This window comes from Sulfolobus sp. E5-1-F (assembly GCF_009601705.1).
GTDB lineage: Archaea > Thermoproteota > Thermoprotei_A > Sulfolobales > Sulfolobaceae > Saccharolobus.
On the sequence record NZ_CP045687.1, the window covers coordinates 1032125 to 1053903 of the forward strand.

At 35.9% G+C, this 21779-nt stretch carries 23 protein-coding genes; 6 read left to right on the top strand and 17 right to left on the bottom strand.

Annotation, left to right across the window (positions count from 1 at the left end; all coding sequences use genetic code 11):
• The 10 genes from GFS03_RS05050 to GFS03_RS05095 form a co-directional block, all read right to left on the bottom strand.
• A complete protein-coding gene (locus GFS03_RS05050; RefSeq protein WP_153422798.1) occupies positions 1 to 828 on the bottom strand; it encodes an RAMP superfamily CRISPR-associated protein in 828 nt (275 codons plus the stop codon).
• The gene (csx7, locus tag GFS03_RS05055; protein WP_153422799.1) at positions 800 to 1639 is read right to left on the bottom strand and encodes a type III CRISPR-associated RAMP protein Csx7; all 840 of its coding nucleotides are present in this window, start codon (positions 1637 to 1639) and stop codon (positions 800 to 802) included. Before csx7 (GFS03_RS05055) ends, GFS03_RS05050 begins: the two co-directional genes overlap by 29 nt.
• The gene (gene csx7 / locus GFS03_RS05060; RefSeq protein ID WP_181443778.1) at positions 1632 to 2369 is read right to left on the bottom strand and encodes a type III CRISPR-associated RAMP protein Csx7; all 738 of its coding nucleotides are present in this window, start codon (positions 2367 to 2369) and stop codon (positions 1632 to 1634) included. Before csx7 (GFS03_RS05060) ends, csx7 (GFS03_RS05055) begins: the two co-directional genes overlap by 8 nt.
• 11 nt (positions 2370 to 2380) lie before the next feature.
• The gene (locus GFS03_RS05065; RefSeq protein WP_181443779.1) at positions 2381 to 2794 is read right to left on the bottom strand and encodes a hypothetical protein; all 414 of its coding nucleotides are present in this window, start codon (positions 2792 to 2794) and stop codon (positions 2381 to 2383) included.
• On the bottom strand, positions 2769 to 3167 hold the full coding sequence (locus tag GFS03_RS13540) for a Trp family transcriptional regulator (protein ID WP_238699215.1): 399 nt from the start codon (positions 3165 to 3167) through the stop codon (positions 2769 to 2771). Before GFS03_RS13540 ends, GFS03_RS05065 begins: the two co-directional genes overlap by 26 nt.
• Positions 3168 to 3376: 209 nt before the next feature.
• Positions 3377 to 4102, bottom strand: a complete 726-nt coding sequence (locus GFS03_RS05075) for a CRISPR-associated endoribonuclease Cas6 (protein WP_153422803.1) — start codon at positions 4100 to 4102, stop codon at positions 3377 to 3379.
• Positions 4099 to 4362 (bottom strand): hypothetical protein, encoded by a 264-nt coding sequence (locus GFS03_RS05080; RefSeq protein ID WP_153422804.1) that lies wholly within the window; start codon positions 4360 to 4362, stop codon positions 4099 to 4101. The genes GFS03_RS05075 and GFS03_RS05080 overlap by 4 nt, the downstream gene beginning before the upstream one ends.
• Positions 4359 to 4913, bottom strand: coding sequence for a hypothetical protein (locus GFS03_RS05085; RefSeq protein ID WP_153422805.1), 555 nt, complete (start codon positions 4911 to 4913; stop codon positions 4359 to 4361). Before GFS03_RS05085 ends, GFS03_RS05080 begins: the two co-directional genes overlap by 4 nt.
• A 1053-nt stretch (positions 4914 to 5966) precedes the next feature.
• Positions 5967 to 6806 carry a hypothetical protein gene (locus GFS03_RS05090; protein ID WP_153422806.1) on the bottom strand — a complete coding sequence of 280 codons (840 nt, stop codon included), beginning with the start codon at positions 6804 to 6806 and terminating at the stop codon, positions 5967 to 5969.
• A gap of 567 nt (positions 6807 to 7373) precedes the next feature.
• Positions 7374 to 8240, bottom strand: a complete 867-nt coding sequence (locus tag GFS03_RS05095; protein ID WP_153422807.1) for an NAD(P)-dependent oxidoreductase — start codon at positions 8238 to 8240, stop codon at positions 7374 to 7376.
• 511 nt (positions 8241 to 8751) lie between these two features.
• On the opposite strand from GFS03_RS05095, the gene csa3 reads away from it, so the two are divergent.
• Positions 8752 to 9411 (top strand): CRISPR-associated CARF protein Csa3, encoded by a 660-nt coding sequence (gene csa3, locus GFS03_RS05100; RefSeq protein ID WP_153422808.1) that lies wholly within the window; start codon positions 8752 to 8754, stop codon positions 9409 to 9411.
• A 126-nt stretch (positions 9412 to 9537) separates the two neighbouring features.
• On the opposite strand, the gene GFS03_RS05105 is transcribed toward csa3, so the two are convergent.
• A complete protein-coding gene (locus GFS03_RS05105) occupies positions 9538 to 10590 on the bottom strand; it encodes a hypothetical protein (protein WP_153422809.1) in 1053 nt (350 codons plus the stop codon).
• 1026 nt (positions 10591 to 11616) lie between these two features.
• Between GFS03_RS05105 and GFS03_RS05110 the strand changes: the two genes are divergently transcribed.
• Entirely contained in the window at positions 11617 to 12306 is a 690-nt protein-coding gene (locus tag GFS03_RS05110; RefSeq protein WP_153424552.1) for a GntR family transcriptional regulator, read from the top strand.
• Positions 12307 to 12448: 142 nt separating this feature from the next.
• Here GFS03_RS05110 and GFS03_RS05115 read toward each other — a convergent pair whose 3' ends face one another.
• Positions 12449 to 13789: an amidase gene (locus tag GFS03_RS05115; protein ID WP_153422810.1), complete on the bottom strand. Its 1341-nt coding sequence runs from the start codon at positions 13787 to 13789 to the stop codon at positions 12449 to 12451.
• Between the two features lie 729 nt (positions 13790 to 14518).
• Here GFS03_RS05115 and GFS03_RS05120 point away from each other — a divergent pair.
• Positions 14519 to 15469, top strand: coding sequence for an IS1 family transposase (locus GFS03_RS05120; RefSeq protein WP_167738480.1), 951 nt, complete (start codon positions 14519 to 14521; stop codon positions 15467 to 15469).
• Between the two features lie 339 nt (positions 15470 to 15808).
• On the opposite strand, the gene GFS03_RS05125 is transcribed toward GFS03_RS05120, so the two are convergent.
• The 3 genes from GFS03_RS05125 to GFS03_RS05135 are packed head-to-tail and all read right to left on the bottom strand — an operon-like array spanning position 15809 to position 17831.
• Positions 15809 to 16027 carry a hypothetical protein gene (locus GFS03_RS05125; protein WP_153422811.1) on the bottom strand — a complete coding sequence of 73 codons (219 nt, stop codon included), beginning with the start codon at positions 16025 to 16027 and terminating at the stop codon, positions 15809 to 15811.
• 11 nt (positions 16028 to 16038) lie between these two features.
• Positions 16039 to 16533, bottom strand: a complete 495-nt coding sequence (locus GFS03_RS05130; RefSeq protein ID WP_153422812.1) for an aromatic-ring-hydroxylating dioxygenase subunit beta — start codon at positions 16531 to 16533, stop codon at positions 16039 to 16041.
• Positions 16530 to 17831 (bottom strand): aromatic ring-hydroxylating oxygenase subunit alpha, encoded by a 1302-nt coding sequence (locus GFS03_RS05135; RefSeq protein WP_153422813.1) that lies wholly within the window; start codon positions 17829 to 17831, stop codon positions 16530 to 16532. The genes GFS03_RS05130 and GFS03_RS05135 overlap by 4 nt, the downstream gene beginning before the upstream one ends.
• Before the next feature lie 239 nt (positions 17832 to 18070).
• Here GFS03_RS05135 and GFS03_RS05140 point away from each other — a divergent pair, with 239 nt between their 5' ends.
• Genes GFS03_RS05140 through GFS03_RS05150 form a run of 3 tightly spaced genes read left to right on the top strand, consistent with a single transcriptional unit; the run spans position 18071 to position 20229 of the window.
• Positions 18071 to 19471 (top strand): aromatic ring-hydroxylating oxygenase subunit alpha, encoded by a 1401-nt coding sequence (locus GFS03_RS05140; RefSeq protein WP_162000405.1) that lies wholly within the window; start codon positions 18071 to 18073, stop codon positions 19469 to 19471.
• 12 nt (positions 19472 to 19483) lie between these two features.
• On the top strand, positions 19484 to 19984 hold the full coding sequence (locus tag GFS03_RS05145; RefSeq protein WP_153422815.1) for an aromatic-ring-hydroxylating dioxygenase subunit beta: 501 nt from the start codon (positions 19484 to 19486) through the stop codon (positions 19982 to 19984).
• Between the two features lie 14 nt (positions 19985 to 19998).
• Positions 19999 to 20229, top strand: coding sequence for a dihydrodiol dehydrogenase (locus GFS03_RS05150; protein WP_181443780.1), 231 nt, complete (start codon positions 19999 to 20001; stop codon positions 20227 to 20229).
• A gap of 28 nt (positions 20230 to 20257) precedes the next feature.
• Here GFS03_RS05150 and GFS03_RS05155 read toward each other — a convergent pair whose 3' ends face one another.
• Positions 20258 to 20977: a 4-carboxy-4-hydroxy-2-oxoadipate aldolase/oxaloacetate decarboxylase gene (locus GFS03_RS05155; protein WP_153422816.1), complete on the bottom strand. Its 720-nt coding sequence runs from the start codon at positions 20975 to 20977 to the stop codon at positions 20258 to 20260.
• The gene (locus tag GFS03_RS05160) at positions 20974 to 21693 is read right to left on the bottom strand and encodes a PIG-L deacetylase family protein (protein WP_153422817.1); all 720 of its coding nucleotides are present in this window, start codon (positions 21691 to 21693) and stop codon (positions 20974 to 20976) included. Before GFS03_RS05160 ends, GFS03_RS05155 begins: the two co-directional genes overlap by 4 nt.
• Between the last annotated feature and the right edge of the window lie 86 nt (positions 21694 to 21779).

The following is a 21779-nucleotide window of genomic DNA, read 5'->3' on the forward strand; positions in this document are numbered from 1 at the left end:
CTACCACTCCTCATTAATATTTCTAGGATTGAATTGTTTAACAAAATCGGAAACAAGTTTATTACAATCTGCCATAGGAGTCTTCAAACTAAATTGAACCCTTCCAAACCTTTTATCAGAAAACTTAAACCTACCTAATAACATGACCTTAGAACTGTTACAACTATTAACGAAACCAAAACCATACAATAACATCCCGAGTTCTACAGGCTTCAGAGACTTATACAAAACCCTTCCAGTGAAAATCGAACCCTTAGTAGCAACTTCATAATCCCTATCCTTAACCTTCACGTAATCCACCTTACCTGACGTCATTACGAAGTCACTAAATGACACTCTACTACCTAATCCCATATTGCCTAACAAATCACAAACTGGGCAAACTTGTGGAAATTTATCAACATCAAACCTATCACTACCCCTATTGGGATCAGGTTTGAAGATCTTCTTATAAACTGCCGAGGACGAAGTAGAAGGTCCAGTAACTATATAACATGAACCCGGTATAGATAACTCCAATCTACTCCTAACCATTCCCTTGATAGTTGATCCAGGGATAACAACATTATCCTTTTCCCTAACCATCAGAAAAGCTACCCTTGAGAAGTACTGATCAACATTATTAGGTATCCCTTTACTAACTCCATTCAAATAATCCTCAACCAATTGTTTAACGTCACTAACGTCTTTCATTACCTCCACATCATACTTCCCAGAACCTACGTGCAAGTAGTCAGAAACTACCCTTAACTGTAACTCTATAATCCCCTCTAACCCCTCCTTATTTCTAGGAGTATAATTACTTCTTCGGATAGGGGATTTTTGCATTATTGAAAGCCTCCATAAAAGGTTTCATTTTCACGAAAAACTCATCTCCATTTCCTTCCACCAGATCACCTATACCCTTAACTTCAACATCCTCATCCCCAATCCTCTTCTCTCCAAGATCAGTAAACTTAACTATATTGAACTTCACAAAACCGAATCCCCTACTCTTATGCCCTCCAACTTGCGTGAATCCATCGTGAATATTCTTCATTATAGTAACCAAGTAACCAATAGCGTAATTAGGCAAATTATACCCCATCATCTTGAAATTGAACTTAGACCCTACATCGACGTATTCAACAGTAACTAAAGCCCTCCTAGCTACAGCACCCTCAGTCCTACTTATCGCTATCATCGACCTAGTGTTCAATGAATAACTAATGGGAAGTGAATCTAGAAATCTAACAGCACCTATAACACTTTTCGTCCCAAAGACTTTACAGTTCAAACAAGTATAGTCCCAAAATAGTCTCAATGCTTGATCAATAATATTTTCTCTCAATCCACTATCGAACTCCCTTTCCTTTTGAGTGTTATTCAAACAATAATCCTTTCCTACACCACTACAAACTACTATATTTTTTAACCTTAAAATCCTTTCACCAGTAGATCTAAATATCCCCTTCCATGATGACCCCGGAATTATAGGCCTACCTTGAACGTCCTTCAGTATAGAATCTCTTGCTAGGGAAGACGGATCGAAATTTTCCTTACTCCCACCTATTCTTAAAGGAGATACAGTTTCCACTACTCCCTCAATTACAGTAGTCCTCTTTATTACACTTTTATTAATAAAGGTGTAATTAACCATTACTACCAATCACCTCATCCAATTTCTTCACAGTGACTGGAGAAATTAGGTTCTTAGGGGGTTTGTATAAACTAACCTTAGCGTCAACCAACTTAATTAGACCATAACCAACACTCTTCCTAGCTCCTAAGAAAACCCCCTCTTTAACCAAGGCCGTTAAAAGGAACTTCAAGGCTTCAACAGACTTTGCTTTCCAATCCTCATTCTCCCCCTCAACTAAGTTAAGATTATAAATAAACATCGTAAAACTGAACTCACTACCCGGATCTACGTAGTCTAAAGTATACAAATGACGTGGCATTTGTCCACCGAAAACCCTATTAATCGCAACCATAGTCCTCATTGAAATAGAATACTTTTCAGCAATAGCATCTAAAATATAAATCCTAGAAGCCAAATCCTTAAAACCAAACAATATACAAGGAATACAATATTTCCTCTCTTTAACCTCATTTTCCTCCACGCAACTAACACAATTTTTATCGTCTAGATCACACACGTAATATTTACCATCATTTAACGATTTAATATATGATTCTACTAAACTCCTAAATGCCCCCTTCAAACTAGAACCGGGTATTAGAGGTTTATCCCCATATTTGATTATTGGATTATCAGTAGGCTCAGTGAAATCTTGAGTCTTATCCTTACCTATACCTATTCTTAATGGGGTCTCATTACGCAATTTACCCTCAATTTTCACAATACTTGTTATAACATCAAGATCCATACAAGACATTTTCACACCTTACTTAAGATATTGACAAGCTCCTTGAAGGTCTTAACATTCTTGACCTCATTGTAATTAACTCCTAATCCCGTTAAAGTCTCGTAAACCCACTTTACATATCCTAAAAGACTTACAGCATCCTCTAACTTCCTATCCTTCAAACTAGATAGTAAAAGTTTCACAGTCTCCTCATCAATCTCCTCTCTCCCAGCTTGACGCATGATGTAAAGTAACAACTCATTTATATTTCTCCTACTCTGCAGAAAACTCAACAAACTGTTTATCGTACTGGAATCCACAAATGGTTCATTCTTTTTAGGTTTAGGTTTAATTGAAGATATAGCTATTCTTGTAGCAATATCCAGTAAATCTTGAGACGACACAATATCTTTCCACTCTTTAAGTATATAATATTTTATCCTCATAATACCTTCCTTCCTTTTTCACATTTCTGAAAAATTCCCCATCATAAACGACTATCTTTCCCCTCTCAGTAATGCAATATTTTCCGCCATTAACCTTTTTAACTAACTCCATCCTCTCCAACTTCCTTCTAATCCTCGAAATCGTAGCCTTACTAATCCCAGTAACCTTCTCAATCTCCTCTATCTTATAACGCCCATTCATTATCTCCCTCAGCACAACAACCATTTTATTGTCAATCTCAACCTTTCTGAAAACATCTCCGTCCAGTTCAATCCTTTCTTTATCGTATATTACAAACCTCACCCTCTTTTGAATAGTGGAAAATAGGTAAAACATAGCTGTAGCAAACCTATTGAAATTCCCACTAAGCAAAACAACATAGCTATCCTTACTATTACCAATCCTCTTAGCAACACTCTCAGCTATTCCCTCAACACTTAGATAACCACAATTCTCAATTACTTCAACCCTCTTTTCAACCCTCAGCCTTTCTTCCTTAACGTCTCCACAGATAATAACCCTATTAACATTCCTCGTATAATTCTCTATCTCGTAATTAAGGTAAACTAAATCAGAGGCAATTATCGTGACCAGCTTACCTCAACCCCCTTAATTCTCACAACCCCAAACCCATTCCTCCTAGAAGAACCAATACCCCTTACAATTGCGTCCTCCAAAACCTTAATTAAAATCTCATCCTCCCCCTTAACTGAATACCTCAACTTACCAACCATTCCAACAACCAACTTATTATCATACCTCACTTTAGCGTATCCCATGATTGACGGTTCCTCCCAAAGTAATTGAGCTAAACTAGAGGTTACCTCATTTAACTTAGCATCACCTCTACTCAACCCAGTAGCGTCAATAACGTTATTGAAGAAAACGTACTCAGACTTGTTAGTGAATACCTTCCTCTTCTCTTTCACATAAGGAGACACTATTAAAGCTGGTGTCAAAACATCGACCTCAAAGTTCTTCGGTATTGAACTAACCTCAACCTCATGAGTCTCTACGTCAACGACTTTCCATAAAGTGTTAAATAACAAACGCTCATCCTCCAAGCTGAGTAGAGCGGTAATTACACTTCTCTCATCCCCACCCACCTCAAAAGAGTAAATATTACCTCCAATAACCTCTAGAAAAGTTGAATCCGATTCATACTTTATTAGATATTTACCCTTGTACTTCAAAGGCGATATTGAAACGTTCTTAATATCCAATAGAAGCAAACTCTTACCTACTTTGCTACTAAACGGTATGATAGCGTCGTTCTCAGGCTTAATGAAAATTTCCGCAACCATCATATTGAATCACTCAGAAAGTTGATAATTGCGAAGTTATGTCCGAAATCCCTCATTTGGTAGTCCGTGTTCATTGCTTCACTAATGGAATTCACAAGCTTTCTTAATTCACCTATTGTAATCATTACAGCATCTCCGCTAGGCTTATAGGGGAATACGTTGAAGCATAAGCTTAGTTTATCAAAGATAATAGCAACTCCCAGACCGTCAGTTATTGGGTTTTTCGTTATCAATAAGTAAACGTACTTCATACTTATATTCATGCTACCACCTCAATTTTAGGTGTCTTGATGTTATGATGAATATTGTGGAAATACTTCATACTTAGTTTATTCAGAATTATCGTATAGAAGTCGATCCTTTTAATTATAGCGAAATTCTCATCATTTGGGTCCTCTATATAAATCGCCGAAACGTATTTCGCTATTTTGGTTCCATAAAGCATTGCGTAAAATGTTGCCTGCAGTATTCCTTTTTCTTCATAAATTGGATCAACCTCTTCCTTGAAAGTCTTAATCTCACCCGGAATTCCTTTTGTTATGAAGTCAGCCTTCCCACAGATGTAGTCCTTACAGACTTTTTGTGCTGGAACAGCGTTTATTATCTCCCTTACACTATCTTCTAATGTTCTACCATTGCTGGGTCCAATCTCTTTAATTTTAAGCATATTGTTAACTATTTTGCTGACTGAGTAGAAATTATCATAATGATGTTCGTCGTAATTAATATAGTTAAATTTTGCTCTGTAATTTAATTTGTATGAGCCACTTTGATATAGTTGATAGTCTATACCATCCTTAATTAGGAACGTCATAGGGTTCACCCCCTCAGTTCCTGATCATAGAGTTAACTTTCTTTTTCTTCTCCTCTTCTTTGCTTAACTTTAGAAAAATATTACCACTGAATAACATACATTGTTGTGTATACGTATACATAGCTGCTTAACACCCATATTTTTTGGTAATTACGGCTTAAATATTTTTTCATGTTACTGGCTAACGTGATTATATCCCATCCAAGAAGGGCAAAAAATACTCATTGTAGGAAAAATTGCGTGTTAAGCAATATTGATGCGTATACAAAACTATTGTTTATATCAATTCATTCAAGGACATTCATATTCGCTCATTCACAACTTATAAGCTTAACTGAATCTTCATAATGGCTTGTTAGTTAAATAAATATATCATTTATAAGTAGTTCTATTAGTAGTTTCCTGAAAATTACGTATAGTATATACGTTTTATTTTTCCAGTGTGAAATCTAAGGCGTATTTATACTATACACGCTTGGTGTATTTATAATTATTCAAATCTTTTTGAAGAGAATTTAGGTTAGTGTTTAAGGAATTTGAGATAAATTTACGTAAAGTACTATTCTGGCTAGAACAAGCAAACTATCCCAAAAGTAGAGTATAGGAGAACATCTTACAACACGCTAGCATGAGAGAAAGCAAAGCAACTTTTTAGCGATGCTAATGAGTTTATGCTTTTTATTTAAGAATAACGCTAATTGTAAACTAAAGAATTTTATATAATTGAGAACAAGTAAGTCCTATCAATATTTGATAATTTGAATAATCTCTTAGTTTATGTCTAATTATGGGGAGTGCTCTCATGCAGTCATCCTATTCGATATTTAGTTGTAAAATTATATTGAACAATCTCAAAAATGTAGTGCAATCCCTCAGGTGCACCGTGGTCAACAGTTTCGAACAAACTGTGATGTTCGTATACTTTTCGTGAACATTTAAATACACTAGCTTGAATTCTCACTTATTCGTCTGAAGAAAAAGGTAATCTCAAGGATCCATTACTAAAAAGTGATTTCTGCAATGAGCATTTTATGCGGAAAAGTAAAAAGGATGTCAGACTGTGGAATAAAGAATCTCAATTAGGTCTTCGACCTTAACTGAATACACTTCCATTTTACCTTCTCCTTTGGCTGAAATTATCATTGCTAATGCTTCAAATCCCGTTTTTATAATATTGTCAGATCTACAAATTGCCCTCTTCATTTCCTTATTTTGAACAACAATGTCACAAGTAAGGTTGTCAAAGTTTACCTTAATTTTACCTAAGTCCAATTGTGAAATAGTCTCGTTAATTTTACTTAATATACTTCCCGCATTCCCTGTAAACTCAAACAATGGGGTTATGGATAATCCTTGTGTTGATCTTTCCTTGGAAGCTAAGTTTTTTATAATATCTCCGTATAGATATGAAAAGTAGACCCTTGCATACATTCCGAGGTGATCCTCAACTATATGCTTTGCGAAGTCCACCGCAGACTTTCCCAACAGTTTATCTAGTAGTGAATCGTTGTACTTAACTTTAGTTGCAATGTAAAGGGTTGTCTGGCTATCTCCTATACTCTTTGGCATGAACTCAATGGTAAACTCTAATTTCCCATCGTTGGAAATACCGGAATATTTAATACTTTGTAAGGAAACTTCAGGTCCTCTATAAATTCCTTCAGTGTATTTAAAGTCTTTACTGGTTCTCATTAATATGTACAGAGCTTCAAACTCATCAGTTGGTGCTGATAATTCCCTAATCCTATCTCCCATGAGGAACTCGTTCTTTTGTTTATCTTTGAATTTTAGAATTGCAATGTGTCCACTAATTCCACTAGTAAAAAGAGGATCCATAAGAATTTTTCTCACAACAAAAATAGGTGCATTTATTTTCACTTCTGTACTATACATTTCTATCGCCTTATAGACTAAAATATGTCTATTTAAATTTTTTCCTATTATCTTTTCGTCATTTTTTTAGTTATAATATAATATACACGATTAAGTTATAGAATGCTCATTGAAAGATGTATATATATATTACTCAGAACTTATACATTGACAAGGTTTATCATTATCTGATCATTTGGAATAATATGATAATAATAAAGAAAAATGATATAACTGATTTCTCAGCAATTAGGAATTTCCAGATAGATCTTAAATGAGTTAAATAATATGTTTTCGGGTTCACTAATTTAGGATCAATTAGTATATAATATATAAATAATGAGTAAAGTTCTTTTTATAGATATATACGACTACGTTATAATCCTAAAATGCTAGACTACTTCTTCGATATCCAGTTTTCACTCAGTGAGACTTGAAGAAGTTTGACTAATAGATTCGAATGCTAAATGTTATTCCATTTTGTTATTTTAAACTAAAATTAAAGGCATTGCTTATAAATAAAAATAGCGTTTTCAAGGTAAATTCCATGAACACTATGCCCGCGATATTCTCTTATGTGCCATTCTTTCAAGATAAATTCTCATATAGTTTTATTAGTGCTTGCGTTCCCTTTTCTCCTAATCCTTTAGCTACTAGGGCATTGTAAAGTTGTAGTGTCAGTGCAGTACCAGGTAAAGGTACATTTAGCTTATTTGCAGTTTCCAATACGTACTTTAGGTCTTTCTTGAGATGAGCAGCTCTAAAACCTGGTTCGTAATCTCCTTTCATCATTTTCGGCATGTAGTATTGTACAGTAAACGAGTTTGCTGCACCAGTTGACAGTACTGTAAATAACTTTTCCATGTCTATTCCCGCCTTTTTGGCTAACGTCATTGCTTCCACTACTGCTAACATGCTTATCCCAACAACTGTCTGATTTAATAGCTTCAGCATTTGCCCATTTCCCACTTCCCCCGCATGGACTATTGTCTTTCCCATAGCCTCGAGAATGGGCTTAACTTTCTGGAATACCTCGTACTTCCCACCAACCATAATTGTCAGCGTACCTTCCCTCGCTCCCTTGTCACCTCCAGTAACTGGGGCATCCAAGAACTCAATATTGTACTTGGCTAATCTCTCTGCGAAGCTTTTGGCGTGTTCTGGTGAATTTGTACTCATATCGATGACGATTAAACCTTGATGTACTCCTTGAATAACTCCATTAGGACCAAAGAGTACCTCCTCGACATCTGGCGCGTCAGTAACCATATCTATTACTACATCGGATTTCTCAGCTACTTCCTTTGGTGTGTTTGCAATTGGTACGCCAAGTTTCATGAATGGTTCGGTTTTGCTTTTAGTTCTGTTATAAACTATTAGTGGGAATCCAGCATTATGTATTCTCATTGCCATTGAACTTCCCATTATGCCAAGTCCAATGAAACCAACCCTCATACCTGAGTCCACCACATAATAATATTCGTAGTTACTCTAAAACTTTATGGGTTAGTACGTATTGGGATTAAGGAGTAGAATATGCCACTTATCGTCTTTAATATTTAGTCTCTTGTGAACTACCCTTTAGCGTTATTATCCAATCCTTAAAACTACGGTAAATATTTATATGATATGAAGCTGAAATTGTTGTTTGCCCCTTTTTTATTTAATTGATATTATAGAACGTGTTCTGTAAGCTCTTCTATTTAAAAAGCAACTAATCTGCGCTTGGTTTTTCATTATGTTAACCCTTTTGCTAATTTCCCGCTTCGCTTTATGAACTAAGTATGCATTATATCATTTAACTTTACCATTAATTTAAAACCATCTTGTGCTTTTTCTAAACCAATTGTTTTCGTACAGTTTCAATTTCTCACAATTACAACAACTCAGTTTTTATCAGACGAGGATACAGCCTTAATTTTCACATTTCGTCAAACTTATAAGGTTATAATGGAATAACCTTACAATGGAAGGAAATACATTAGTGTTTGGTTTAGGATTTACCTCAGAATACATAATTAGGAACATAACGGAAAGGGGAAGGAGCGATATTGATGAGGTCGTTCTCTTTGGAGTGTTTAACATTGACGATTATAGGAGGAAGCAAGCGGAGAGTGCGTTAGAGGACGTAAAGAAGTTTCTGAATATTATAAACGTAAAGTATAAGTGGAAATACGTTGACATTAATAGGGACTTCGCAGATATCCTCTATGAAATAGCCAATGTCCTATCGGGTAAAAAGAGTCTGGAGTTTTACTTGATTGGTGGAATGAGAATAATAAACTTCGCACTGTACTATTACGCAATGTTGGCTAAAGTCTTTGGGGTAAACGTTAGGGTTTTCAGTTATACAGAGGATATGTCCAAAAAGTACGAATTGCCTGTCGAAATTCCTAGAAGGTTAACTGATAGTGAATTTGAAATCTTGAAATTGTTCAAGTTCGAGGACTCCATTGAGATAAGTAAAATAGCTGATAAGCTTCAAAAAACTTTATCTACAGTGTCAAAACAGGTTAGCCAAATGGAACAGGAGGGATTTTTAGAGTGTACAAAGACTAGGCCTAAAACTTGTAAGAAAACTTCTTTTGGCAGAATTGCTTTGACATTCACAGAAGTTATAGGGTAAGCTACTTGCTTATTTACGCTGTAATCCAAAAATTTCTAATTCAAAGAACTAGCGTTCCACTGTTATCTGTAATGAAACTTTTGAAATGCAATTCTCCTCCCTCGCTAACTATATAATGAATAATTACTACTTCCTATAACTCTCCGTTTCCTTCAATATTCTGCTAAATTCTTTCTCGAAGTTTTCCTTTAACTCACGTAAAGTTATTGACCACTTATTTTCTTTTGTAAAATGCTCATAAGGTATGGAAGCTGTCATTACATATCTAGGTGATAAAGGGTGAAGATATATCTCATGGACGAATTTATACTCAAAAGATAAGGAGTTAATGAACTCTATTATAGGATATAACATGTGCCTCTGACCAACAATAGAAGCGTATATTTTATCATTATGCAAATAAGACACCCTTAAGAGAGTTACAATCCTACTCAACTCCCTAACAATTTCATCATTAACGTCATTAACGATCAACGAAATCCTAAAATCAAGTTTACCCAAATAAGTGTAAAAAGCGTCAACCAAACCCCTACCAACAACGTGATTAAAGTAATGATAAATAACCTCATCCGTTGTCACCCCAATAGATCTCGCTATCTCATCCCACGACCTTAAGGGATTTTCTTGTTTCTTTCCCAACGCGTAAATATCAACCCAATCTGGGCTAAAGTCATCACTCAAATCCGGCAACTGAAAAGCCTCCCTAGGCTTATCCAAAATAGCCCTCTCAAACGTTAAACTCTCAAAATTAAATGCTGAGTAATCAACTGGGTAAATTTCCCTCTTGTATTCTAGATAAGTCTCATAATCCTTAATCAACCCCATCTCACTCATCTTCTCCAAAATCTGAACAAAATCCCACCTACCCCTAGGAAACACGACATCTAGAATAATGGTATTGTTAATCATGGCATCTCTTAATGACGCCATTATCATACCGTCAAGTAAATAGTAGAAATCTTTAGGTTTTAGAGTGAAATCCTTCAATTTAACGGTAGTGTGAAAGAGTGATATTCCTAGGGAGGAGAACCTAGGTGTAGGAGCTACTAGTATTTTAAGCATCGAAAGTACACCCTTTACGTTTTCTATCCCGGTCAACTTACTCAATAAGTCGTAATTGTGATCGCCAAACCTCTGAACGTAGTATAACAGTTTGGACAGTTTTATTGAATTACTCATTGTCTATAATAATGTATAATTTAATATAAAAAGAAAGTGTACAAAGCCTTAAAAAGAGTTTAAGAATATTCCGACGTATGTTAAAAGTTTTTAGTAAGATAAGACAATACTGATATTGATATCGTAATTGACAATATAAGACATATGATGAGAAAACCCTTTTCTAGCAGGAGATTTTTATGAATTAGAGAGTTTTTATTTTATAAAATGGAAAGACTAAAAACTTTTCGCTAATTTACTAGAATTCTATTCTATTATGATATTTCGTTTTAGAGAAAATTAGGAGTGACCTTATCGTTTATTTTACCTTTTATGGGGGGGGGTTAGAGGGTAAAAATCCCTTTGCAGATAACCTCTTTTTATCGGAGAGAAAAAACGTTAGACCTTACCTAAAAGAGCTATTTTTCCACAAGGATTTCAATCTGTGAAGAACAAATTCTCCATAACCTCTCACTTGTATAGAGTTTTCATCTTCAAACTAACGAAAAGAACAATGTATCCTTAAAATTAGAAGTATTCATATGATTAGCTTTATGGAGTTAACATAAACTGTATAAAAGTATAAGAATAGGATTTTTTACAATTATTAGTATTATTAGTGAATGCTTATGAGGATTTGCTTATAAATTTAAAAATGTAGAATTCCAATAGCTTATAGTCTTTGGGGAAGAATCTCAACATACACTTTAATTTAAGTCAGTAAATGTAATTGGAGCAATAATATAATAGATGGTAAAGAAATTTATAAATGGCTACTCATTTCGTCCTTAATAAGAAGAGCTGAAAAGCTATACCGTGTTGAAAGAACCTTTTATTGGGACCATGATTATACAAACTGCTGTACTTTTGGTGTCATATATGTTACAGGTGTGCAGTGACTAGACATGTCATGGATTCTCACTCCTCAAGAAGGAATTAACTATAAAAATATTTTTAATTAAGTAAAAATCAATATAAACTCTATTTTATCATATTGTCTTAGTAAGTCTTTTATATAGGTAGATAATATAAAGTTATAGAGTGACAATGCCCATAGATAACAATCACACTAGGGAGAAAAGTGAACTCATATACAACATGATAAAGGACGGTATATTGAAAGGAAAGTATTTGCCAGGAGAGAGGTTATCTGAGGAGAATTTGGCTAAAGAGTACGGTGTGAGTAGAAATACAATTAGAATTGTCTTGGCTAGATTGGAAAAAGATGGTCTAGTAATGAAGACCTCAAGTGGTAAAATTGTGGCTTTTGTGGATTACGATGAGGCTATACAAATTTTAGAGGTTAGGGAAGTACTTGACGGGTATTTGGCTAGACTCGCGGCGAAGAGAATTACGGATAAACAGCTGGAGGAATTGGAGAGAATACTTAACGAAATGAAGAGAATTATAGAGGCAAAGGAGTATCATAAATACTCTCAACTAAATGAGGTCTTCCATAATATAATATATGAGGCCTCTGGAAATATGGTAGCAGTTAAGTTAATTAAGAGTTTGAGGTTAAGGATGGTACGCGTACAATATCTTACCTCATTGTTGCCAGGTAGATCTAATAAATCAATTGAAGAGCACGAGAGAATATTGAATGCATTAAGACTGCATGATGAGGATGAGGCTGAGAGAATGGCTAGATTACACGTTGCAAGTGTAAGGGAAGCTATAAAGAATAACGTACCGTTATTAAATCTAAAGGTAAAGGAGGAAAATAGTTTAGATTGAACATTATTTTCAATAACTTGTTTATATTCTTCTTCAGAAGTCTATCTTAAGCTGTATCAATTAGATGAAAACCCACTTCAATTAGTTTCGGCATGTTTTTACTCACATGGTTTATTATTACGGATCTTTTTGCTTGTGTTGATTATCTACCAAGAATTCCTTCAATTCGTTTAGCTATTTTAAGGAGCTTTTCGTCCTCCTTAGGTTTTCCTATAATTTGCAAACCCCACGGTAATGAACTAACCTTACCCGCTGGTATTGAGATGGCCGGAGCTCCAAAGAAATTGGGTAATGCAATGTACTTAGTTAACAAGTTTCTGTACTCCAATTCTTTATTCTTAACTTCACTAATCTCTGGTGCAACTATTGGGGTTGTTGGAGTTATGATCGCGTCTACGTTTAGCCTAAGGAAGTCAATTAGCATTGTCTCTCTTAGCTTTAACGCGTTTATGTACTCATAAGCTGGAATTTTTAACCCTATCCGTATCAATTCAGCTATGTCATTAGGATAATCTGATTCCCTTTCTTTAAACTGATCGTGATGAAAGCTAGCGCTCTCACTTAGTCTTATTACCCTGGCTATTTCTGTTATCTTTCTTATAAAGTCGATATTTAGTTTCACTAGATCTATACCATTACTTTCAAGGAAGGGGAGTAATTTGAAGAACTCCTTCTCTACATCGAATTGCTCATCGGCAATATATCCTAGCCTTAGTCTCCCCTCTAAGCCTTTACTCACTTCTAAGGGATCAATACTTTCTATAAAAACGCTTGCAAAGTAGGCTGAATCAACTACACTCCTTGTTAGGAAGCCTATTGTGTCGAAACTCCAAGCAGTAGGATATAAACCCTTTGTGCTAATCAAACCATAGCTGGGTTTATAGCCTACTACTCCACATAATGATGCTGGGACTCTGATCGAACCAAACGTATCAGTACCTATGGAGGCTTTAACACTACCCACAGCAACTGTTACAGCTGAACCCCCACTAGAACCCCCAGATATCTTGTTAGGATCATGGGGGTTCCTAACTGGTCCGAAGTCTGATGATACGTTACTTACACCTCCTGCTAGTGCGTGTAAATTGGTCTTACCTATTATTATGCCATCAGAATTCTTTATCTCCACTACAACATCAGCGTCAAATGAGGGTATGAAGTTCTTGTAGATTTTTGACGCTACTGTTGTCAGAATATTTTTTGTGTAAATGTTGTCCTTAACTGGGATAGGTATACCTATTAGCTTACCTACCTTCATGTTATTTCTTACTATCTTATCTATAAGTCTTAGATGCTCTTCCGAGGGAGGAACAATAGTGATATAACTGTTGAACCTCTCATTCTCAATCCGAATTTTCTCTAAGGTACTGGAGATTAGCTCTGATGGAAGAAGATTCCCTCTTATTATTTCATGAACTTGTTCAATTAGCTCTGCGTTTCTATTATCGGTTAAAAGTTTATCGAGAATTATGTCTAAACTCATAATCTATTTCTTGCCAGTTAGAGTCTTATATTTTTTATACAAGTACTTCTATGAGGTTAATATATGTGAGGAATAAACTATGATGAAAATCGTTTATATAGATTGATGGGATAACTAAAATATTATCTACTATAGTTGGGTTTAAGAAGGAGGAGATTTATTTTTTAAATTTCTTATCATTATTAAGATGAACATCGTTCAAGGGAGTTAAATATTTTTCTCCTTTTTCTTATAAATAATAAGTTTAATTACTAGAGCTAAGGCTTTTAGTGGATAACTGTTAGTTGCGTATAAGAGGAAAGGTGAGCTGGTTGAGTAGTATAGAGGAATTGTTAATGAATCTATACTTTTCTAAATCGGCTTAAACCATAACTTAGCTAATAATTATTTTGATAGTAAGATATAAACTTACATACGAAAGTTGCATGAATATAATTAGGAAATATTAAATCAAGTTCTAAGAGGGCATAATTCTAACTGAACTGGAGTTCTGCCTCTCATAAAGGTGTGTTTCAAAATTAACTTCGTGGAATGAACAAAAAGTAACCATGTTGGGAGTGTTCTCATGCAGTCATCTTATTCGAAAAGTATTAGTAAAATTATATCAGACTAGAAATTTTTATAATTACTCATCTTAACCTATAGGTTAAGGAATTAGAACGCTAAGGACGGTCTCTAGAATAAGGTTTATGTGCGAGGATTACGAGATTCTCTGTGAGGCTATTACAGATGGATCCCGTAATCCTCGCACAACTAATACTTTTGATTTTAAGAAATTTAAATCTTAAGCCAAGAAAGTACGAGCTAAAGGATCTTGCACTAGCGTTAGCAGCATACTCCTTGGGAGTTCAGATCACGAAAATAGGAATCCCACCATCAACACTATACTACTACGTGAAGAAAGTGGGAATAAGAAGGAGAAGGGAGAAGAGACCAACATGCCCATCATGCAACTCCAACAGAGTAGTCAAGAACGGCTCATCCAGAGGGAAAGAAAAATACAAGTGTAAAGCGTGTGGAAGAACGTTTTACAACACGTTGAAGCACAGAATGGATAGAAAACAAAGGGAGAGAATCTTAAAGGAGTACTTGAACAGGATGAGCATGAGGGCGATATCAAGAGTTGAGGGAAAACCATTAACTACTATCTACAGCCTAATGAAGAGGATTGGAACAAAGGCCTTCACGAGCTTGGTAATATTGAGGGGTCAACTCAAGGGTTTCACTGCTAAGTCTACAGTGTTTGACGAGTTCTGGACTTATCTTCGTGTTAGGCATGGGAAGGTTAGAGCGGATCTCTGGATTTGGACTGCTCTTTCTGATGGGGTACCTTTTTACGAGTCTGGGGACAGAAGTTATGGGACTTTCCGTCTCCTCTTGAGCTGGTTACCTAGGAGTGGGATAAACTATACTGATCACTACTGTGTTTATCAAGTTCTTGATAAACGCGTAGCTAGTAAGAAGTACACTTACATTGTGGAGAGCCATAATTCTTGGTGTAGGTCTCATCTTGCTAGGTTAGCTAGGGATACTAGGGCTGTTAATAGGAGTCAGAGGATGGTGGAATATAGCTTGGCCTTGTTGAACGTTATGTATCCTCACGTATTCTCTAGGGAGATAACGCCCTTAAACGAGACTTACTTGAGGGCAGTACAGTATATTAGAGATGATCTGATATAAATTTACTAACAGTTCTCGAATAAGATGACTGCATGAGAACACTCCCACCATGTTTAACTGTAATCTTTTTTTGACAAATTGATACCTATTCTTTAGGCTATTCTAATTAAATCAAGACTAGATAATTGCCACTTTATAGCGCTATCAAGTGGTTCAGCATCATCGTTTGCTATCCTTTAATTCGCTGTATAGTCTAGGACTTTACCATTAAATAATGATATGAACGTAAAGAAAACTATTCTCCCACTTCTATATTAGACGCAAAGTAGGCAATTTTGATAAAACGTACATGTAAAGTACGCTATGGCTTCAAAATCTCATGGAACTTAATTAAAAATTCTATATTTTCTGATACTTTTGTATAATTATACTTTTAATCAATTCCAGTAGTTCGTCTTCATCAAGTAAGGTTAGAAAATCTAGCATTAGTGGGTCGAGCCAAATCTTTCTATTGAATCTTTTAGATTCTATGTTAAGTCTTACCCCATTTGCCTCATTATCAACTTTTATCACCACATGGGCGAACTCGTTAACCAGATCGATTTCATTTTTTGACAAAGGTTGACACCCTAAATTATGACACTTATGTTTCTTTCTTTGAGAATACTTTCCATTATTACTACATCTCTTTTATCCAATTTAAGTCCCTTGTCAGTTATGATAATCTTATCCTTTCTTTTTGCGTAAAATACCTCGTTTTTCAAATCTCCCCTATCTCTATGCAAAATAACATAGCTTCTTACTGTATAAGAATTATCTACCTTTTCCTCAATGATCACATTAGAGATAACTCTTAAAGTATGGGATTGCGGATCTTCAGCCCACGCGTATTCTGTATAAAGTCTATTTACTCTCCTTTCAACAGCTTTTCTATCCTCGTCGAGAACCGTGATTAGTTTTGGTCCTTCATCCGTATAGGGAACGAAATCGGCTAGAAAGATCTTGTACTCAAAATTCTCGCTCAATAAACTTAGCCATTCCTTATACCTTTTATCATCAAGAAGCATGGCTTCATTATATAGGAATGAGAGAACCTTGAGATATTCATCATAAGTCACATTCATTGAGCCTCACCCATTAGGTATTTCTTTAGGGTTGAGTAAAACCCCCTTAATGAGACTTCACTGAAATACTCTCCTACTATCCCTTTAGCGCCTTTTCCTAATACTTCCTCAGCACTTTTATCCATCCCTAGACCTCTAACGTATATCAGTTTAGGATTAATAGAGTGTCTTCTTACTGCGATACCGCTCTCAGTAATTCTGCTCCAGACTTCGGCGTCATCTTGCTCTAATAATCCCGCTGGGCCAAACTCATGTAAGGATCTTTTTAGAACTTGTCTCTTCGTTTCTTCGGGTAGATCACTAAATATCAAGAGACCGCCGTGCACTTCCGTCTGCGTAGGTCCTCTAGGGTGCCATATGTGGAAAATTAGGTAGTTCCATGTAAAGTGAAGAGAGAAGTTAGGAAATACGTTTAATGGACCAAATGGGAACATGTTCTTAACAAATTCGCCGTATCTTTGAGATAGCACCTCAATTGCTTTTTCCAATCTTTCCCTATAGGGCCTTAGTCCCTCAATATCAGCAACTTTACGAGTAGATACTCCAGATGGCACTGAGACTATGCCGTGTCCATTTCCTGGATAAATTATCCTTACATTATTTGGATATCCAGTCCTTAGACCTATTGGTATTGTGGAAGCGTGAGTGAAAGGTGCATGATACGCATCTCCGGCGAAATTCTCCAATGGGATTTTCCAATTAACTGGTATTAGCCACCTATGAATTCCACCATAAACTTCTAAGTTACCTTCAAACATGTCTAAAATTAAGTCCAGATATAACTTCATATCTCCTAAGAAATCCTCAAATGGTATCGGTTTCTCATCAAGAGAAGCCCATATTGTCCCCTTATATACTTTAATATTAGGTATTTGTATTAAACCTAGTTTGTCCTTTTCTAAAATGCCCGCATATCCAGGGTCAAAGTAAGGAACGCCAACTAATTTACCAGTGTTATCAAATGTCCAACCATGATAAGGACATCTAAAGAAGGACGAATTGCCCTGAGTTGCCCTACAAACTCTCATCCCCTTATGGATACAGAAGTTCAAAAAGACTCTAACTTGGTTGTTTTGGTCTCTTGTGACAATTACAGGAGCTTCACCCATGGTGGTTGTAAAATAATCTCCAGCATGACTTATCATGCTATCAAAACCTAAAAACAACCAACTCTTTCTAAATACCGTAGCCAATTCCAAATCATATATATCCTGATCAATGAATAACGATAGAGGTATTTGGCCTTTTTCAGGTTGAAAATCATCAAGGATATTTCTAATTTTTTCCTTAACTTGCATATAAATAATGAGTTAATGGAAGATTATAAAGTTAACTATGTTCTGAAATGAAAAATAATACTATGATATATAACGAAGAGTAATCGTGTTTCTGCTATAGTCACCATAAATTAGTTTATATAATTTGTGTACAATAAATTCAAATTTCTATTATTGAGTATACTAATAATATAAAAAAGGTTTATTAGCTTCTGAATATTAAATCCAAATGATGTGAAATGTTTGGAGGAAAGGAATCTATGAAAGATGTGTATGAAATATTAGAGGAACTAAAGAGTTCCATAGAGGGAGGATATCCGGAATTACCACTGTCAATGTATGCAAGTAGGGAATTATTCGAATTGGAAATGAAGAAATTATGGCCAAGAGTATGGCATTTCTTAGCACATGAAAGTGAAATCCCTAATGAGGGTGACTACGTATTAAGGTACATAGGTCCTAATGTGTCTGTTATAGTGGCAAAAGGGGATGATGGAAAAATAAGGGCTTTCCTTAATGTTTGTAGACACAGAGGAAGGGCTTTCTCCAAGGTAGATAGAGGTAATGCCTCTTTCTTTAGATGCCCATATCACTTTTGGACATATTCTAACAAGGGAGACTTAGTTGGTATACCTCAAGATGAAACCTTTAGTAACGTCCTAGATAGATCCAAATATGGGTTGATTCCGGTAAGAATCGAGAATTATAAAGGATTTATCTTCGGTAATTTAGATGGGAAGGCCGAAAGCCTTGAGAATTATCTAGGTGAGTTCAAATGGTATTTAGATCTTGCAATTAGGGGAGGGGATGTAGAAGTATACGGCAATCCTATAAGATGGGTAGTGAACATGAGTTGGAAAGCCCCAGTGGACAATTTTGGGAGTGACTCTTATCACATTCCCTTTACGCATAGGTCTACCTATAGCATATCTGCAAATCCACTAAAACTAGAGGATGTAGGACTCCAGCCACCGGAAGGAGTTAAAAAAGTTCCAGGCGGATTTTCTGGATATCAATTCGCCTCAGCTAAGGGTCATGGTGGTGGAATAACATCATTATATGACATAACTCAAGAAAACTTAGATAAGATTAAAGAGTTGCCAGTACCGGAGAAAATCTATCAAATATACCCTCCAGGATTACTGGAACATCTTAAAGGGAAGTTAAGTGAAGACCAGTTATTGGCATTAAAGATGGAAATGTTAACTTTAGCAATAACTAGAATTAGAGTTTTCCCTAACCTTGCCTTAATAGTCCATTCTCTATTTTCTGGAGAGGAAAGACAGAAATACGTCCAAGATTATTTACTTAGGGTTTGGAGACCAGTTGACGTAGATAAGACTGAGGTATTAACATACTGTCTAGTTCCAAAGTCTGCTAATGAGGACTATAAGAGGGCTAGTTATAGACAATGTATATTCATGCAAGACGCTTCAGGAATTCTAGATGTCGATGATGTAGAGAATTGGATAATGCAAACACGTATGTCAGCTAGTGTTATTGGAAATAATGTAAAGTTACCAATGGTTCAAAGATTAAAGGAAGGACCAGTTGAGGACTTCCCATTGCCTCATAGTAAAGAGGTACAAGTTTTTAGGGAACCTGCTGATAAATCATCATTAGCTTGGTGGAAGAGATATGTTGAGATTTTACTGAGTTAAGAGGTGAGGGAAATGAATACTATGGAGTTGTGGTTCGAAATAGTGCAATTCTTAAATAAAGAAGCAGAATTATTAGATAATTACAAGTTCAAAGAATGGTTAGAATTGTGGACAGCTGACGCTGAATACATAATGTACTCTAGGCTTAACGTAGTCTCCAATAGTGTAGAACAGCAGTTGGGATCACCTATGATCATGGATAATAGGACTCTCCTTGAAAAGAGAGTGAATAGATTATATACTGAATATGCTTGGGCTGAAATTCCAAGATCTATGACTAGACACTTTGTGACCAATGTGAGAATAGATGCCATACTAAATGAAAATGAAGTTAAGGTTCTTAGTAATGTGTTATTTTATAGACATAAACATGATAACTTATATCATGAATTGTTCTCCTACGAGAGATCCGATATTTTGCGAAAGGTAAATGGAGCCTGGAAGATAGCTAGGAGAGAAATTATACCAGATACTAATATTGTACTGGCTGATAGCCTTACAACGTTTTATTAAATGGTGAAGATAAGTTGGAAGAAATTTACGAAGAGACGGGAGAATATATAGAACTGAAGAACGAGTACGCTTATGTCCTCATAAGGAAAGTCAGAACTAAGAGTGGAGAAAGGTTAGAAATTTTTTCTCCTAACTTTAATCTCAAAAAATTTTTAGATCCCTTAGAACTTGAGTCAGTTCTAACTATAGACCATGAAGAATTTTATAAACTTATAGATAAGCTATATAACTCAAAAAATAAATAATGTTATTTTTTAACAAAATCATTTTTATTTATTTGTTCTCTTCCTTCTTCAGAACCTCATCTAGACTATTTACGTATTTTATTCCCAGATCCGAGATCACTTTCCTAAAGTTATAAATGTCAACTGTTAACTCCCCATTTAACAACCTCTTTCTTACCACATTCTCCCTCTCCTCCCTCTCCTTCGCCTTAGCTAAAACCTCATCGATCTCCCCCCTAGGAACTACTACAACACCATCATCATCAGCCAATATGAAATCCCCAGGATTAATAATCACACCATCAATACTTATTGGAACATTAACCCAACCCGGCCTATTCTTAGAAGTCCCCACTGCAGTAATGTACTTAGACCACACCGGATATTTCATCTCCCTCAAAATAGCCACATCCCTTACACCAGAATCAGTTATGAACGCAGATATTCCCCTAACCCTAAACGAAGTAGCCAAAAGCTCACCGAAAACACCATTAGCAGAACCACTTATCGTCGTCATCACGATCACATCACCCGGCTTAGCAACCTCTAAGGCTACATGTAACATCAAATTATCCCCATCAGCACACTTCACAGTAACTGCAGTACCAGCAGCCTTAAGACCAGGCTGTATAGGCCTAATACTTGGACTTAGCAATCCCAACTTCTCTTGAGACTCAGCGATTGTAGCAACACTTGTCTCAAGAAGCCTCCTTATCCTCTCCGGGTCCTTAGGAGACCTAGGTATTTCCCTAACAATTACCGGCTTCACGGTAAATCCTCCCCAATTATAGGACTATACATATAGAAGGCTTCAGCGTACTTAAAGTAGTTCTTCCACCCAAATCTTCTAGTTTGTAATCCTCTTAACTGATCCCTCAAAGCGTAGTATTCAACCTCGTGCCTTTGAGATTCTAGACAACTCATAGCCTTCTGCTTAGCCTCATAAACGTCTGTTATATTTACGTATACGTGAGGGTAGAAGCCAGCTTGATCCCCAACATGTGGATCGAAACCGAACACTCTGGGTTCTGGTACTGGAGGATAGTCTAATTTAAGCCCATCTATTGCGGCAAGTCTTACTGCTGAGAGTACTGCGTTTGCAGTGGTTATGTGGTCTGGTCTTAGTTTATCGTCTGGGCCGTGAGTTATTATGACGTCTGGTGCGAATTTTCTGATAATGTTTGCGATCGTGAGCATTCTTTCATCATTTATAATTAGTGGGTGATCTCCCCAGTCTAGGTATTCTATTGGTACATTTCCTAGTGCTCTTGAAGCGCACTCTCCCTCTTGTCTTCTTATCTTCTTAACTTCTTCTACTGACTTGGCTCCTTGTCTCCACGCTAGTGGGGATTCTCCTTTCTCTCCATAGGTTAGGGTAACGATTTGAACTGGTTTACCTTGTTTTGCGTATTTGGCTATTACTCCAGATGCTCTCCATACGAAATCCCCTAGGTGTGCGGCTATTATTAACAATCTAGACCCCATCTTTCCACCTCTTGTGATGCATTTATAATTTAGTATCAAAACACGTTTATAAGTTTTTCATAATTAAACTTCTATTTAGAGAAAAA